Here is a 15,067-nt window from a genome sequence, read left to right on the forward strand (position 1 = left end):
GCGGTTCCTGATTCGCCGGAATCCTCCGAATGTGGCAAAATTAGTCCTTGTGCCTGCTGGGTGCGCACCTGCCACAGGGGGAGCGTCACCAACAGCCCCGGCACCCCGGTCCCGTCAATCAGTGATGGAGCCGGATCAGAAAACTTTCGGCAGTCATTTCCGGGTCTTTCCCGGGCTTGGCAGCCGTGACCCAAAGTGGATGACCTGTGGCGTTCACCAGGAGTGGATCAATGCATATCCTCGATACCGTAGATGCAGCCTCGCTGCGCACCGATGTTCCCCAGTTCCGCGCGGGTGACACCCTCAAGGTTCACGTGAACATCATCGAAGGCAAGAACTCCCGTGTCCAGGTCTTCCAGGGCTTCGTCCTGGGCCGCCAGGGCGACGGCATCCGCGAAACCTTCACGGTCCGCAAGGTCTCCTTCGGTGTCGGCGTGGAGCGTACCTTCCCGGTACACTCCCCGATCATCGACAAGATCGAGGTCGTCACCAAGGGCGACGTCCGCCGCGCCAAGCTTTACTACATGCGTGCACTGCGCGGTAAGGCTGCGAAGATCAAGGAAAAGCGCGACTTCAGCACCGCCAAGTAAGTCTTCCGGACTTCCACGGCGGGTCCAGAACCCGGATCCGGCCCGCGCCGGAGCCTTCCGCAACAGCGCCACAGGATACGGATCATGGACCAGTCAGAACGCCAGCCCAGGAAACTGGGCTGGCGTTTTGCGTTGCTGGCCCTTGGGCTGGCGCTGCTCATCAGCGGACTTGTCCGCGCCCTCTGGCTGGATGTGTACTTCATACCGTCTGCCTCCATGGAACCGCTCTTCGGCGCGGGGGACAGGATCCTGGTTTCCCGTACGGATTTCCACTCCGAACCGGTCCGGCACGGTGACGTCGTGGTCTTCGACGGCCGCGGGTCGTTCGCTCCGCTCAACAGCGGCAACGGACCGGTGCAGGATGCCGCCGCGGCGGCCGGACACTGGCTTGGCATTACAGGCAGTGATACAACCTACATAAAGCGGGTTATCGGGTTGCCCGGCGATCATGTCATCTGCTGCGATGACCAGCAGCGGCTCACAGTGAACGGTCAGGCGCTTGAGGAACCATACCTCTATGGCGGAGACGTGGCGAGCAAGCAGAAGTTCAGTGTGATCGTTCCGGCGGGACGGCTATGGTTGCTTGGAGACCACCGCTCCATGTCCGCTGATTCCCGAAGCCTGCTGGGCGCACCGGGGGGCGGCATGGTGCCCCTGGACCGGGTGATCGGCCGGCCGGTCCAGATCATCTGGCCACTCGACAGAATTGCGGCCGTGCCCCGGCCCGCAGAAACCAGCACGACGACGAAGGACGGACAGTAGATGCCCGAGACCGATCCCCGGACTCCTGATCCGCTCAGGCGCGATGCCTCCGCAGGCGCCCACACTTCAGGCGCCGACACAGGACGCGACTCCGCCGGACGCGACTACTCGGCAACTGCCACGGACGGGGATGCCGTGTCGCCGTCCGAAGCTCTGCCTGCAGTTCCCCCGGCCAGTCCGTCAGCGGCATCGGAGCAGGCCGCTTTCCGGTCAGATGGCCGGGCTGCTGGTTCGAAGGGCGCCCATTCCAAGGCCGGTCCGTCAAAGCCGGCGAAGGAGAGCAAGGCCCACAGCCCGCTGTACCTTTGGATCAAGGAAGTGGCCACTGTGGTGGCCATCGCGGTGGTGCTGTCCTTCCTGATCAAGACGTTCCTGTTCAGGGCGTTCTATATCCCGTCCGAATCCATGGTCAGCACGCTCGACGTCAACGACCGCATCTTCGTCAACCTGCTCGTGCCGGAGCCTTTTGCCCTCGAGCATGGTGATGTGGTGGTCTTCAAGGACACCAAGGGATGGCTGGTGCCGACTCCGGACAAGGCGGACGGTCCGTTCACGTGGGTCCAGGACGGCCTGACATTCGTCGGCCTGCTGCCGGACAATTCGGAGCAGCACCTGGTCAAGCGCGTCATCGGCCTCCCCGGCGACCACGTCGTCTGCTGCGACGCCGGCGGCAAACTCACCATCAACGGCAAGGAAGTGGATGAGACATACGTCAACCCCGCCGAGGTGCCCGATATCCGCAACTTCGACGTCGTTGTCCCGGACGGCAAGATCTGGGTGATGGGAGACAACCGGAACCACTCGGCGGATTCCCGCGCCCACCAGGACAGCAACGGCGGCTTCATCGACATGCCCGACATCGAGGGCAAGGCAGCCGTCATTGCCTGGCCACTCAATAGGCTGACCGGGCTGGGAAACTACCCCGACGTGTTCCGGAACGTTCCCGCACCGACTGGAAAATAGATGTCCATTGCACCAACCCTCGATTATGAGCACCGTTTCCTAAGCTCCGGTGCCAGGCTCCTGGCCGGCATCGACGAAGTCGGCCGGGGAGCCATCGCGGGACCCGTGACCGTCGGAATCGCCGTCGTCGACCTCAGCCGCCCGGTTCTTCTCGACGACGTCCGGGACAGCAAGCTGCTGAAGGAATCTGACCGGGAGCGGCTGGAACCCCTCGTGCGCAGCTGGAGCGTCGCGTCGGCGGTGGGGCACGCCTCGGCCGGCGAGATCGACGCCATGGGCATCATCGCGGCGCTGCGGACCGCAGGAACAAGGGCCTGGCTGCAAATCCTGGCTGCTGGCGTCACTCCCGATGTGGTGCTGCTGGACGGCAGCCACAACTGGCTCTCACCTGAGACACAAGCGTCCCTCTTTGACGACGCCCCGGCCGGTCCCGGGTGTGACGCTCCGGTCCACACCCTCGTCAAGGCGGACATGCAGTGCTTGAGCGTGGCCGCTGCCAGCATCCTCGCCAAAGTGGAGCGGGACCGGCTTATGCGGACGCTGCACACGGAGTTCCCGGCCTTCGCCTGGAATGAAAACAAAGGCTACGGAACGGCGTCACACAAAGAGGCCCTCAGGGCCGCGGGACCCACGCCCTATCACCGGGTCAGCTGGCAGATTCTCTGAACCGGGCCGCCGTGGAGTGGTGTCGGCGGGCGGGCAGCGGGCGGCAGGGCTGGCGCCATGGCCCACGGGGTGCGCTGAATAGTGCAAGATGGAACCATGAGTGCCGAGGATCTTGAGAACTATGAAACCGACATGGAGCTGCAGCTCTACCGCGAATACCGTGACGTCGTCGGGCTATTCAGCTACGTAGTCGAGACCGAACGGCGTTTCTATCTTGCCAACCACGTGGACCTGCAGGCGCGCAGCGCCGACGGCGAAGTCTATTTTGACCTCACCCTGCAGGATGCCTGGGTTTGGGACGTCTATAGGTCGGCCCGGTTCGTCAAGAGCGTCCGGGTGATTACGTTCAAGGACGTCAACGTCGAAGAGCTGCCCCGGAACGAGGAACTGGCACTGCCCAAGGACGTGGACCTGGGCAACTGATCCGTACAAGTGATCAACCGTATCGGCGGTTGCACTACCTGTTTTTTGCCCAGGGTCTGGCATCCCTGCCGTCCTTGGCGCGAGACTACTGTATGGGATTGATTCGCAGTTCTGTTCCGACGGCTTTACCGCATTGCGGAGGGTCTTGCGTCCGGCAGACACATCCTGACGGTGCTGGCAGTCGAGCGCCTCAGGGCTCGTACTGGCACCGCCTACCCGGCTGACATCAGAGAAGATCTCACCATGAAAATACTCTGCTGGTTCCTAGGGCACATCTGGAGCAGCCATGCCGGCTTCTACGATGAGCGGCCGCACCAGTCTGCACATTGCATGAGATGCGGAACCCGCGCCTAGCGGTTCCTGCTTGGCGGTTGCGTCCGCCGGACCTCCGCCCACCACTCCTCCACAGCACCTCTTTGCCGGAGTTTCCCACATAGCGCCCCAGGCAGGTATGCGTGGCTCCGCCGCTCCCGCAGGCTGGTGGCGGAGGTAAGAATGAGAGCCAAAGACTTGCTTGGCCGGCGCGGGGAAGAACTGGCTGCCGGGTATCTGGAATCACAGGGCATGCTGATCGTGGACCGCAACTGGCGCTGTCCCGAGGGTGAAATCGATATTGTGGCGCTTGACGGCGATTCGCTGGTCATCGCCGAAGTCAAAACGCGAAAGTCCCTGGCCTACGGGCATCCCTTTGAAGCCGTCGGTGTTGCCAAACTGGCGCGCCTTCACCGGCTGGCATCGGCCTGGTGCCGGGACCACGAACTCCGGATGCCCTTCCGCCGTGTCGACGTGGTTGGCGTCCTTGACGACGGACACGGCCAGCCGCGCGTGGAGCATCTCAAAGGGGTGGGCTAGGTGGGCCTCGGCAGGACGTACTCTGTGGCCCTCGTAGGCCTCAACGGCTACATCGTTGAAGTCGAAGCGGACATCGGCCAGACCCTCCCGGCCTTCATCATCCTGGGACTTCCGGATGCATCGCTGAACGAAGCCAAGGAACGGATCCGCTCGGCGGCCCAGAACTCCGGCATCCCGCTGAGCCGGCGCAAGATCACGGCCAACCTCATCCCGGCATCGTTGCCAAAACGTGGTTCCGGTTTCGACCTGGCCATCACCATGGCGGTTCTGCGCGCAGCAAACGACATCAAATCGACTGAGCGGACTGTCTTCATCGCCGAGCTGGGCCTTGACGGCAGGCTCAGGCCCGTCCGTGGCATCCTCCCGGCCGTGATGGCCGCCGTGCGGGCGGGCTATCCGGACGTTGTGGTGGCGCAGGCGAATGAGGGGGAGGCAGGGCTCGTGCCGGGTGCCAGGGTGCGCGGCTACAGGACCCTTGCCCGCCTCGCGTGTGACTTCGGGGCGGATCCGCAGGAACTTGCCTTGGACTTTGAACCCGATGAGGACAACACTTCCGGCGACGGTCCGTCCGTGGCGGAACCGGCCCCGGACATGTGTGATGTCGCCGGCCAGGCCGACGCCCGGAAAGCGCTGGAAGTCGCCGCTGCCGGGGCCCACCACCTGCTCCTGTCAGGCCCTCCGGGGGCCGGCAAGACCATGCTCGCCGAACGGCTCCCCGGCCTGCTGCCGGACCTGGCTGACGGCGAGGCCATGGAGGTCACCGCGATCCACTCCCTGTGCGCACTGTCGTCCGCTGCAGTGCAGCTCCTGCGCCGGCCGCCGTTCGAGAATCCCCACCATACGGCCACCGCAGCTGCCATCATCGGCGGCGGCTCCGGGCTGCCACGGCCGGGTGCAGCGTCCCGGGCGCACCGTGGTGTGCTCTTCCTGGACGAGGCTCCGGAGTATGAACGGCGGGTTCTCGACGCACTCAGGCAACCGTTGGAGAGCGGCGAGCTGGTCATTCACCGGTCCGCCGGCACTGCCGCCTACCCGGCACGGTTCCAACTCGTACTGGCCGCCAACCCTTGCCCGTGCGGAAAGGCTTCGGGGAAAGGGCTCGACTGCACCTGTACGCCCATGATGAGGCGCCGGTACCTTGCGCGGATGTCCGGGCCGCTGCTGGACCGGGTGGACATCCAATTGCAGGTGGAGAGGGTTTCGCTTGCTGATTTCGGCCAGACGGGTGCGGAAGAAGACACCGCGACCGTGGCCGCCAGGGTTCGTGCTGCCAGGATCCGCCAGCTGGAGAGGCTGCGTCCCCTCGGCCTGGAAACCAACTCGCAGGTGCCGGGCCGCGTACTTCGCGGTGCCCTGCGCCTGGCCCCACCCACCACCCGGATCCTCGACCGCTCGCTGGAACGCGGTATGCTCACCGCCCGCGGTTATGACCGGGTCCTCCGGCTGGCCTGGACGCTGGCGGACCTGGCTTGCCGTGACGCCCCGGACGACAACGACATCGGGCAGGCGCTGGGACTCCGGCAAGCCGCCTCGGCCACGGCCTGAAAGGAACACGATGACTGAACAGGAACACCTGGCCAGGGCTGCCCTGTCGCGGCTGATGGAGCCGCAGGACGCTGCCGGCCTCGCCCTGGTGATGGTCGCCGGCGCAACCGACGCGCTGCGTATCGCCACGGGCCAGCTGCGGGCCGGGCCGCAGCTTGAACGGGATATCACCTCGTTGCTCGCGGACAATGGCACAGGCAGCTGGCCTGGAATGCAAGCCTCACTCCAGCGCTGGGCGCCGCGGATCCCGGACCTGGCCCCGGAGCGGGACCTCGCCACCATGCACCGCCTGGGCGGGCGGATGATCATTCCGTGCGACGCACTATGGCCTCGGCAACTGGCTGACCTGGGCCTTCATGAACCTATCTGCCTCTGGTGGCGCGGCATGGAGCAGCCGCTGCCTGCGGCGGCGACGTCCATTGCCCTCGTCGGATCCCGCGACAGCACAAGCTACGGTGCTGCAGTCACCGGCGATCTCGCCTATTCGCTGGCACAGCGGGGTTTCACAATCGTCTCGGGCGGGGCGTACGGGATCGATGCGCACGCCCACCGGTCTGCCCTGGCTGGCGCCGTCGATGCCATGCCCACCATCGCCGTTATGGCCGGGGGAGTGGACCGCTTCTATCCATCCGGCAATGAAGACCTGCTCAGGACGGTAGCCAACCAAGGGGCGGTCCTGGCTGAGGTGCCGCCTGGCTCCGCCCCCACGCGATACCGGTTCCTGCAGCGGAACCGCCTCATCGCCGCGCTGGCGTCGGTCACGGTCGTCGTGGAGGCCCGCTGGCGCTCGGGCGCACTGAACACGGCCCACCACGCTGAATCGCTGGGCAGGGCCGTCGGTGCCGTCCCCGGTTCCGTGCACAGCGCCAATTCCGCAGGCTGCCACCGGCTGATTCGCGAAGGGGGAGCCGTCTGTGTCACGGACGCCGGTGAAATCGCCGAGCTTGCCGCTCCCAGCGGCGAATCGTTGGCGGACCTGGCCCCGGAGCAGCGCGCTGACCATGACGGGCTCACCCTGGAGGACCTCATTCTGCTTGATGCGTTGCCGTTGCGGTCCACCAGCTCAGTCGAGAAGCTGACGTCCGTTGCAGGACTGAGCGCCGATTCCGTCAGGGCGGGCCTGGGCAGGCTCGGACTTCTGGGGCTTGCCGAATCCGAACGCGGCGGGTGGAAACGGTCCCGGAAGGCCTGCTGAGTGCCTGTGGCCTGCCCCTGCCGCCCTACCGGCGGGCTTCCGGAATTGTGCCGTCTTGAGTGCGTGGTTCCTTGATTGGCGGCCGAATGATGGGAAAGTTGGAGCGTGGACACCCCTGATCTCCCGGCAGCCCTCGCTGGCGCCGCCGACGCCTTCGGCCGCTACCTCGACGGTGAGCGGGCCAGGTCGGCCCATACTGTCCGCGCTTACCTGTCGGACGTCCACAGCCTGCTGTCGGCTGCAGCCGCGGACGGCATCACCGATCTCGACGGGATCGAGCTCTCCACACTACGGCGGTGGCTCGGAGCACAGAGCGAAGCTGGCATGTCCCGTTCCACGCTGGCGCGGCGCGCTGCCACTGCCCGGTCCTTCACCGCCTGGGCCGTGCGGGAGGAACTCCTGGAGGCCGATCCCGCCCTGCGCCTGAAGGCACCGAAGCGCGAAAAGTCACTGCCCGGCGTCCTGCACCAGCAACAGGTCGTGCGCGTCCTGGACGGTCTCGGGACGGCGGCGGACGAAGGCGTACCGCTCGCGATTCGGAACCTCGCCATGGTGGAGCTGCTCTATGCAACCGGGGTCCGGGTGGGGGAGCTGGCAGGCATGGACGTCGACGATCTCGACCAGGACCGCCGCACGCTCCGGGTCATCGGCAAGGGAAACAAGGAACGGACAGTGCCTTACGGGGTGCCGGCGGCCGTCGCGGTCGACGACTGGCTCCGCCGTGGAAGACCGGTGCTGGCCTCGGATGCGAGCGGTCCGGCACTGTTCCTCGGAGCGAGGGGCCGCAGGGTGGACCAGCGGCAGGTACGTACCGTGGTGAAGGACCTGCTGGACGCACTGGGCGACACGGCCGCCACCGGTCCGCACGCGCTCCGGCACTCCGCCGCCACTCATCTGCTGGATGGCGGAGCTGACCTCAGGGCGGTGCAGGAAATCCTTGGCCACAGCAGCCTGGCAACGACACAGATCTACACCCACGTCTCGGTGGACCGGCTGCGGCGAAGCTACCAGCAGGCGCATCCCCGCGCGTGAGCCGTTGCCTGCGGCCCGTGGAGGTACGGCGCTGGGCGCCGCCCGTCCGCGGTCCGGGAAATTTTGAACACCCCGGCGCGCCGAATTGCACTGGCGTAATTATGCGGGGTACGGCACAATAAGAGTCATGCCCGGCAACTCTCAAGTCTGACTTGAACCTCGCCCTCCGGCGGGTAACGCAGTTCCGGGCACTAATTTCATAGTCTTGCAGAGATCACCGGCAGCATGCGGGAACCCTGCGCGGCAGACATACATACAGGCAGAGGTCGTTGGGGAAGACGTACCTACAGCTATGGAGGATGGAATGTCTGTTGCAATGACCCGCGGTGTCTTGTTCGTTCACTCGGCCCCGACCGCCCTGTGCCCTCACGTTGAGTGGGCCATTGGGTCGGTCGTGGACAAGCGCACGGACCTCGAGTGGACTGCTCAGCCTGCTGCGCCCGGAATGTTCCGTTCGGAACTGTCCTGGACCGGCAGCCCGGGTACCGGCGCCCTCTTGGCGTCTGCCCTGCGTGGCTGGGCGCACCTGCGCTATGAAGTCACCGAGGAGCCCAGCCAGGGCGTTGACGGCGGGAGATGGTCGCACACGCCGGAGTTGGGAATTTTCCACGCCGTCACCGATGTGCACGGAAACATCATGGTCTCTGAAGATCGCATCCGTTATGCCTATGAGTCCGGTGCGGGCGACCCGTCCGCGGTTTATCACGAACTCTCCCTTGCCCTTGGTGAAGCCTGGGACGAGGAGCTGGAGCCGTTCAGGCACGCCGCAGAGGGTGCCCCCGTGCGCTGGCTGCACCAGGTGGGCTGACCGGGCCGCTGCAATAACCTCCATAACGCAAGAGGCCCCTGCCGGACGGCAGGGGCCTCTTGCTGTTGCGACCGTGGAGGGTTAGATGCTCCGGACGGCGATGACGGCGTTGTGGCCGCCGAAGCCGAACGAGTTGCTCAGCGCCACGATGCTGCCCGAAGGCAGGTCACGTGCGGTCTTGGTGACGACGTCGAGCGGGATCTCAGGGTCCTGGTTTTCCAGGTTGATGGTTACCGGAGCCTTGCGCTCGTAAACAGCCAGCACGGTCAGCACGGCCTCTACGGCACCGGAGGCGCCCAGCAGGTGGCCCATCTGGGACTTGGTAGCGGACACCGCCACGTTGTCCACATGGGTGCCCAGTGCGGCACGCAGAGCCGTGTACTCGGGCTTGTCGCCGACGGGGGTCGAAGTCGCGTGTGCGTTGACGTGGACCACGTCCTCGGCCTGGATGCGGCCGTCGAACATCGCTGCCTTCAGCGCGCGGGTGGCGCCCAGGCCTTCGGGGTCGGGGGCGGTGATGTGGTAGGCGTCAGCCGTCACCGACGTGCCGGCGAGCTCGGCGTAGATCCGTGCTCCGCGGGCAAGTGCATGTTCTTCGGCCTCGATGACCAGGGCGCCGGCGCCTTCACCCATGACAAAACCATCGCGGTCCGTGTCGTAGGGGCGCGATGCAGCGGCGGGATCATCATTGCGGCGTGACAGGGCCTGCATCGAGGCAAACGCGGCAATGGGCATGGGGTGGATCGCTGCTTCGGCGCCGCCGCAAACAACGACGTCAGCCTTGCCGGAGCGGATCAGGTCCAGCCCCAGGTGCAGGGCCTCGGTGCCGGAGGCGCAGGCGGACACGGGAGTGTGGGCGCCGGCACGGGCGCCAAGGTCCAGGCTCACGGCAGCGGCCACACCGTTGGGCATCAGCATCGGCACCGTCATGGGCAGGACCCGTCGCGGGCCCTTTTCGCGCAGGGTGTCCCACGCGTCCAGCAGCGTCCAGACGCCGCCGATGCCCGTGGCGAAGGCCACCGCAAGGCGGTCGTGGTCGACTTCCGTAATGCCGGAGTCTGCCCATGCTTCGCGTGCGGCAACGACGCCGAACTGCGTGGACGGGTCCATTCGCTTTGCTTCTACCCTGCTCAGGACTTCCAGTGCGGGGGTTGAGGCGCGGGCTGCGAAGTGAACGGGCAGTTCATACTTGGCTACCCAGTCGTCCTCGAGCGTGTGCGCGCCGGAGACGCCCTTCAGCGCGTTCTTCCACATTGTGGGGACATCGCCGCCAATGGGTGTGGTGGCACCCAGACCGGTAATGACTACTTTGCGTGCCATGGGATCACTCTCTATCGGTGCGCATGCCGTGTCCGGGAAATACCTGGCCGGGGCCTGCGTGGGGAAACTTGAGGTCATTCAGCGGTGTTCGGTCCGGGGCGCTGATTCCAGCGCCCCGGACCGGCTACCAGGTTCGGCCGTTGCCGGCAGAAGCCAGGACTAGGCCTGTGCGTTTGCGATGAAGCTGACTGCGTCACCGACGGTCTTGAGGTTCTTGACCTCTTCGTCCGGGATGCGCACGCCGAACTTTTCCTCAGCGTTGACCACGATGGTCATCATGGAGATGGAGTCGATGTCCAGGTCCTCGGTGAAGGACTTGTCCAGCTCGACGGCTTCGGTGGCGAGGCCGGTTTCTTCGTTGACGATTTCAGCCAGGCCGGCCAGGATCTCTTCGTTGCTAGCCATTGGTGGCTCCTTTTCTTGTTGTTGCCGGCAGGTGCTGCCGGAAATGATTCAAGCCGAGATTACGGCTTGGTTCGCGAATCCGTGCTGTGCAGAACGTATTCAGTTGTGGGTAAAGGGGTGCGGCCTACGGGAGCACGATGACCTGTGCGCCGAAGACCAGGCCTGCGCCAAACCCGATCTGCAGGGCGAGTCCGCCGCTGAGTTCGGGGTTTTCCTGCAGCAGGCGGTGCGTGGCCAGCGGAATGGAAGCCGCCGAAGTGTTACCGGCCTCGGCGATGTCCCGGGCTACCTTGACGGTTTCGGGAAGCTTGAGCTTCTTGACCATCTCGTCGATGATGCGCATGTTCGCCTGGTGCGGGATGAAGGCCACGAGGTCCTCGGCCGCGATGCCGGCTGCGTCGAGGGCCTGCTGGGCCACCTTGGCCATTTCCCAGACCGCCCAGCGGAAGACGGTCTGGCCGTCCTGGCGCAGGGTGGGCCAGATGGCGGCGTCGGTTGCGGCGGCCTCCCCGGCGCTCAGCGAGCCTGCCTTGTTCGCGGTGAGGGCAAGTTCGCGGACATCCAGCAGGGAATGTGTCATGCCGATGGCATCCCACTTGCTGCCGTCCGAACCCCAAACCGACGGACCGATGCCCGCAGTCTCAGAGGGGCCGATCACGACGGCGCCGGCGCCGTCGCCGAGCAGGAACGAAATGGTGCGTTCGGTGTTGTCGATGACGTCCGAAAGCTTCTCGGCACCGACCACCAGCACGTACTCGGCCGCGCCGGAGCGGACCAGGGCGTCACCCTGGGCAATGCCGTAGCAGTAGCCGGCGCACGCGGCGGAGATGTCGAATGCGGGAGCAGGCGTGGCGCCGAGGCGGTCCGCCAGGCTGGCAGCCGCGGACGGCGTAGCGAAGGGATGCGTAACGGTGGAGACGATGACCGCGCCCAGCTGGCTGGCTTCGATTCCCGCCTTTGCCAGGGCTTCACGGGCCGCGCCCTCGGCCATGTCAATGACGCTGACATCCGCGGGTGCGCGGTGCCGGGTCACAATGCCGGTGCGCTGCCGGATCCATTCGTCCGAGGAATCGATCCACTGGCAGACATCCTCGTTCGTGACGATGACGTCGGGCCGGTAGGCGCCGAGTCCCAGGATGCGGGTGTGTTCCCGCAGCGGTGCCTGCTTGAGTGCGGGAGCGCTCATGCCTGTCCCTCCAGTTCTGCGAATAGTGCAAGGGCGGCAGTGAGGTCCTCGGGAGTCTTGACGGCTACCGTCTTGACCCCGGGCATGCCCCTCTTGGCGAGTCCGGCCAGGGTGCCGGCCGGTGCAAGTTCAATAACGCCCGTGACGCCGCGCTGTACCAGCGTTTCCATGCACAGGTCCCAGCGGACCGGCCGGGAGACCTGGGCGATGAGGCTGTTGACTGCCGCGCCGCCGTCGGTCACTTCCTTGCCGTCAAAGTTGGACAAAAGGGGCACCTGCGGGTTCTGCGGCTGAAGCGTCGGCTTCAGCGCTTCCAACGCCGCAACGGCGGGGGACATGTGTGAGGTGTGGAAGGCCCCGGCCACCTTCAGCGGGATCACGCGGGCCTTGGCCGGGGGATTGTCCGCGAGGGCCTTGAGCTGCTCGAACGTGCCGGCGGCAACGGTCTGGCCTGCACCGTTCACGTTGGCCGGTGTGGCGCCGGCGGCCTCAATGGCCGCCAGGACCTCGGCAGGGTCCCCGCCGACTACGGCGCTCATGCCCGTGGGCGTGACGGCGGCGGCGGCGGCCATGCTGTTGGCACGCTCCCGTACGAAGGTCATGGCCTCGGTCTCGGTCAGGACACCGGCAAGCGCCGACGCCGTGATCTCGCCGACCGAATGGCCGGCGAGGACAACGGGAAGGGTGCTGAGCTCGACGTCGAACAGCGCCTTGGCGGCGATCAGTCCGGCCGCAACGATCAGCGGCTGCGCCACCGCCGTGTCCTTGATGGTTTCCTCATCCGACGTGGTGCCGTGTGCGGTGAGGTCGATGCCTGCTATTTCACTGAGGGAGGCCAAATGGCCTGCGACGGAAGGAAGTTCCAGCCAAGGGGCCAGAAAACCAGGGGTCTGGGAGCCCTGTCCAGGGCAGACGATTGCAAGCACGTATCCAGCTTTCCAAATTACCGCGTGATTCTCGGTGTATTCATGCACCAAGCTCACTGGGTCAGTTTGTAGGAAGTCTACAACGGTTCAGTTGCCGTTCCGGGACGGTTGGCGTTCAGTGGGCGCCTTGGGCGGCACGGAAAGTCGTCCCACCACGAGTGCCGCCTGGAGCACAAACGCCTCCCGGGGGAGCAACGGATCCCAGCCGGTGACGTCACAAACCCGCTTGAGCCGGTAGCGGACCGTGTTGGCGTGCACGAAGAGTTCCCGCGCCGTTGCCTCCAGCGAGTGGCCCAGTTCGAGGTAGGTTCCCAGGGTCTCCACCAGCCCGTTGGACGCGGCGAGCAGGGGGCGGTAGATGTTCTTGATGAGGGACCGGCGGGCTGCATCGTCCCCGGAAATAACCCGCTCGGGCAGCAAGTCGTCAGCCGCCACCGGGCGCGGCGCCGAGGGCCAGGCCCGCGCCGCCGTCAGCCCGGCGAAGGCTGACTGCGCCGAACTGCTCGCTTCCAGCAGGGAGCCGGCTTCAGGGCCGTAGACAACGGGGCCGGGGGCGAACAGTTCGCTGAGCTTCAGGTAGGCACTCTCCCGGTCCTGGACGCCGCCGAGGATCAGGATGAGGCGGTCCCCCTGGATTCCCACGAGGGCGTCCTCTGCGAACCGTCCGGCCGTCCGGCGCAGCTCGCTGACGTAGCTGGCGCTCGGTTCCGACGGCGAATTGCCCACCATTACGGTAAACCGCTCCTGCGCTTTCCAGCCGAGGGCGGCGATACGGGACCGCAGGGCGTCCGTGTTTTCGCCGCGCAGGATCGCATCAACGATCAGTGCTTCCAGCCGGGTGTCCCAGGAGCCCCTCGATTCGGCGGCACGGGCGTAGACATCGGCGGCAGCAAAAGCCACTTCGCGTGAATAGCGGAGGACGGCTTCACGGAGGGCAGGCTGGTCCGCCTCCGGAGCGATCACGGGAACCTGGTCCTCCACCACCTCAACGACGATCCTGATGAGCTGGAGGGCCTTCTGCAGGCTGATGGAGCGGGTCAGCTCGGTGGGGGCGGTCCCGAAGACGTCGGTGAGGATCCACGACGGCGAGCTGGGGCGCTCGTACCACGTCACAAAAGCGGCGATCCCGTTCTGGGCCACCATGCCGAGGGCGGACCGCTCATCGGAGCTCAGCCGGCTGTACCAGGGAAGCGATTTTTCCAGCTGGCGCATGGTGGTGGTGGACAATTGCCCCACACTGGCCCGGAGTTTCTTCAATGTCTGGGCTTTTTCCGGCGTCAGGGCGCGCGATGCCGGCTTGCGCTTTGCGGGAGTGGGGTTTGGCTCTGCCATGCATCGAGCATACGGTGCGCGCAGGCCAACCTCCATTTGTGCAAAGGCTACAACTCGATTTGTGCTGCGTCACAGGACCGCCGGCTTCGCGGAACGCAGGGCACATAACGACGACGGCGGCCCCCACCGTCAGGTGGAAGCCGCCGTCGCAATTTACTGCTTACGGGTTAGGACTCTCCACCGGCGTTCCCGGTGGATCCCGCGTTCACATTGTGGAGCCGGTACTTCTCAATTGCCTGGACCGGAGCCTGGGCGTCCACTTCGCTGCGGCGTGCGAGCATCTCCAGCGAACGGACCACGATGGAGTGGATGTCGTTCTTGAAGAAGCGTCGTGCCGCGGCCCGGGTGTCGGAGAAGCCGAAGCCGTCCGCCCCGAGGGAGGCGAACTCGTTCGGGAGGAACTGGCGGATCTGGTCCGGGACGGCCTTCATGTAGTCCGAGACTGCCACGATGGGACCAGTTGCCCCTTCCAGCTGTGCCGTGACGAACGGCACCCGTGCCGGCTGGCCCGGGTTGAGGAACGCGTCCTCTTCCGCTGCCATGGCGTCGCGGCGCAGTTCGTTCCAGGACGTGACGGACCAGACGTCGGCGGAGACGCCCCAGTCCTCGGCCAGGAGCCGCTGGGCTTCCAGCGCCCACGGCACCGAAACACCCGAGGCCAGGATCTGCGTGCGGGGGCCGTCAATCTTGGCCGGTGCCAGCAGGTAGATGCCCTTGAGCACGCCTTCAACGTCCAGCTCCTCCGGCTCAGCCGGCTGGGAGATGGGTTCGTTGTAGACCGTGATGTAGTACATCAGGTTCCGGTCCGTGGAGTCCGGTCCGTACATGCGCTCGATGCCGTTGCGCATGATGTGGCCCATTTCGTAGCCGTAGGCGGGGTCGTAGGTGACCACTGCCGGGTTGGTGGCGGCGAGGATGGGGGAGTGCCCGTCGGCGTGCTGGAGTCCTTCGCCGGTGAGGGTGGTGCGGCCGGCGGTGGCCCCGATGATGAAGCCTCGGGTCATCTGGTCCGCGGCGGCCCAGAAGGCGTCGCCGGTGCGCTGGAAGCCGAACATGGAGTAG

The 15,067-nt window shown here is 65.8% G+C and carries 16 protein-coding genes; 10 read left to right on the forward strand and 6 right to left on the reverse strand.

Going from position 1 to position 15,067, the window contains the following annotated elements; all coding sequences use genetic code 11:
* Nucleotides 1–230: 230 nt before the first annotated feature.
* From rplS to AC1DRE_RS05130, 10 genes are all read left to right on the forward strand, one after another.
* On the forward strand, nucleotides 231–590 hold the full coding sequence (rplS, locus tag AC1DRE_RS05085) for a 50S ribosomal protein L19 (protein ID WP_011692321.1): 360 nt from the start codon (nucleotides 231–233) through the stop codon (nucleotides 588–590).
* 84 nt (nucleotides 591–674) lie between these two features.
* Nucleotides 675–1,352: a signal peptidase I gene (gene lepB, locus AC1DRE_RS05090; protein ID WP_476983598.1), complete on the forward strand. Its 678-nt coding sequence runs from the start codon at nucleotides 675–677 to the stop codon at nucleotides 1,350–1,352.
* Nucleotides 1,353–2,315 (forward strand): signal peptidase I, encoded by a 963-nt coding sequence (gene lepB / locus AC1DRE_RS05095; protein ID WP_476983599.1) that lies wholly within the window; start codon nucleotides 1,353–1,355, stop codon nucleotides 2,313–2,315.
* On the forward strand, nucleotides 2,316–2,981 hold the full coding sequence (locus AC1DRE_RS05100) for a ribonuclease HII (RefSeq protein ID WP_476983600.1): 666 nt from the start codon (nucleotides 2,316–2,318) through the stop codon (nucleotides 2,979–2,981).
* A 96-nt stretch (nucleotides 2,982–3,077) separates the two neighbouring features.
* On the forward strand, nucleotides 3,078–3,404 hold the full coding sequence (locus AC1DRE_RS05105; protein WP_003806068.1) for a DUF2469 domain-containing protein: 327 nt from the start codon (nucleotides 3,078–3,080) through the stop codon (nucleotides 3,402–3,404).
* A 495-nt stretch (nucleotides 3,405–3,899) separates the two neighbouring features.
* On the forward strand, nucleotides 3,900–4,256 hold the full coding sequence (locus AC1DRE_RS05110; RefSeq protein WP_476983601.1) for a YraN family protein: 357 nt from the start codon (nucleotides 3,900–3,902) through the stop codon (nucleotides 4,254–4,256).
* Entirely contained in the window at nucleotides 4,257–5,801 is a 1,545-nt protein-coding gene (locus AC1DRE_RS05115; RefSeq protein ID WP_476983602.1) for a YifB family Mg chelatase-like AAA ATPase, read from the forward strand.
* Nucleotides 5,802–5,811: 10 nt separating this feature from the next.
* The gene (dprA, locus tag AC1DRE_RS05120) at nucleotides 5,812–6,996 is read left to right on the forward strand and encodes a DNA-processing protein DprA (RefSeq protein ID WP_476983603.1); all 1,185 of its coding nucleotides are present in this window, start codon (nucleotides 5,812–5,814) and stop codon (nucleotides 6,994–6,996) included.
* 105 nt (nucleotides 6,997–7,101) lie between these two features.
* Nucleotides 7,102–8,028, forward strand: a complete 927-nt coding sequence (locus AC1DRE_RS05125; protein WP_476983604.1) for a tyrosine recombinase XerC — start codon at nucleotides 7,102–7,104, stop codon at nucleotides 8,026–8,028.
* A gap of 304 nt (nucleotides 8,029–8,332) precedes the next feature.
* Nucleotides 8,333–8,836 carry a DUF3145 domain-containing protein gene (locus AC1DRE_RS05130; RefSeq protein WP_011692312.1) on the forward strand — a complete coding sequence of 168 codons (504 nt, stop codon included), beginning with the start codon at nucleotides 8,333–8,335 and terminating at the stop codon, nucleotides 8,834–8,836.
* A gap of 81 nt (nucleotides 8,837–8,917) precedes the next feature.
* Here AC1DRE_RS05130 and fabF read toward each other — a convergent pair whose 3' ends face one another.
* The 6 genes from fabF to AC1DRE_RS05160 all read right to left on the reverse strand — a co-directional run.
* Nucleotides 8,918–10,156 (reverse strand): beta-ketoacyl-ACP synthase II, encoded by a 1,239-nt coding sequence (fabF, locus tag AC1DRE_RS05135; RefSeq protein ID WP_476983605.1) that lies wholly within the window; start codon nucleotides 10,154–10,156, stop codon nucleotides 8,918–8,920.
* A gap of 159 nt (nucleotides 10,157–10,315) precedes the next feature.
* Nucleotides 10,316–10,561, reverse strand: a complete 246-nt coding sequence (locus tag AC1DRE_RS05140; protein ID WP_011692310.1) for an acyl carrier protein — start codon at nucleotides 10,559–10,561, stop codon at nucleotides 10,316–10,318.
* A gap of 124 nt (nucleotides 10,562–10,685) precedes the next feature.
* Entirely contained in the window at nucleotides 10,686–11,747 is a 1,062-nt protein-coding gene (locus AC1DRE_RS05145; RefSeq protein WP_476983606.1) for a beta-ketoacyl-ACP synthase III, read from the reverse strand.
* The gene (locus AC1DRE_RS05150; protein ID WP_476983607.1) at nucleotides 11,744–12,673 is read right to left on the reverse strand and encodes an ACP S-malonyltransferase; all 930 of its coding nucleotides are present in this window, start codon (nucleotides 12,671–12,673) and stop codon (nucleotides 11,744–11,746) included. Before AC1DRE_RS05150 ends, AC1DRE_RS05145 begins: the two co-directional genes overlap by 4 nt.
* 87 nt (nucleotides 12,674–12,760) lie before the next feature.
* The gene (locus AC1DRE_RS05155) at nucleotides 12,761–14,005 is read right to left on the reverse strand and encodes a PucR family transcriptional regulator (protein ID WP_214952738.1); all 1,245 of its coding nucleotides are present in this window, start codon (nucleotides 14,003–14,005) and stop codon (nucleotides 12,761–12,763) included.
* A 167-nt stretch (nucleotides 14,006–14,172) separates the two neighbouring features.
* A partial coding sequence (locus AC1DRE_RS05160; protein WP_476983608.1) for a transketolase-like TK C-terminal-containing protein occupies nucleotides 14,173–15,067 on the reverse strand: 895 nt, incomplete at its 5' end.

The organism is Arthrobacter sp. P4_H3 (assembly GCF_056400885.1).